At 44.9% G+C, this 907-nt stretch carries 1 protein-coding gene; it reads left to right on the top strand.

Features of this window, described 5'->3' with window-relative positions:
* Window positions 1-907 (top strand): TVP38/TMEM64 family protein (locus ACS8FD_RS18025; RefSeq protein WP_439276859.1); only part of this gene is annotated, 907 nt, incomplete at both ends.

Below are 907 nucleotides of genomic sequence, written 5' to 3'. Positions count from 1 at the left end.
AAGCGCAATCACCGCTGTTGATTATTGGCGGTTTCTTTTTACTTTATGTCGTCGTCACCGCCTTATCCTTACCTGGTGCAGCTATTTTAACCTTAGCGGCTGGGGCATTATTTGGCTTATGGCAAGGCTTATTGGTCGCCTCATTTGCCTCCAGTATTGGTGCGACACTAGCGTTTTTAACCTCACGTTATTTACTGCGTGATACGATTAAGCAGCGCTTTCCTGAACGCTTAGCAGCCATTGATGCTGGCGTTGAAAAAGAAGGCGGGTTTTACTTATTTACCTTACGCTTAGTACCGATATTTCCGTTCTTTTTGATTAATTTACTCATGGGCGTCACCGCGATTAAAGCAAGGACATTCTACTGGGTAAGCCAAGTTGGTATGCTTGCGGGCACCTTTGTATTCGTTAATGCCGGTACGCAACTGGCGCAAATTGACAGCTTGTCAGGGATTTTATCATTTAATTTAATTGTCTCATTTGCGTTATTAGGCTTCTTCCCATTAATAGCAAAAGGGATATTAAATATGCTAAAAAAACGCCGCGTCTATAAAAACTATAGCAAACCTAAAAAATTCGACCGTAATATGATTGTGATTGGCGCTGGTGCTGGCGGGCTAGTCACCAGCTATATCGCGGCGACCGTCCGAGCAAAAGTGACATTAATCGAAGCGGGTGAAATGGGTGGCGACTGCTTAAACTATGGCTGTGTACCGAGTAAAGCCCTGATTAAAAGCGCGAAAGTCGCCGAACAAATGCGCCATGCTGAGCGCTATGGTTTAGACAATACGCCACCAGAGTTTTCATTCAAAAATGTCATGAGCCGTATCTATCAAGTCATCGCTGACATCGCGCCAAACGACAGCGTCGAGCGTTATACGGACTTGGGTGTCGAAGTGTTAAAAGG

It is taken from the genome of Psychrobacter sp. 1U2, assembly GCF_051847575.1.
The sequence above is the reverse complement of the archived record's forward strand: the minus strand, read 5'-3'. Positions and strand labels throughout refer to the sequence as shown.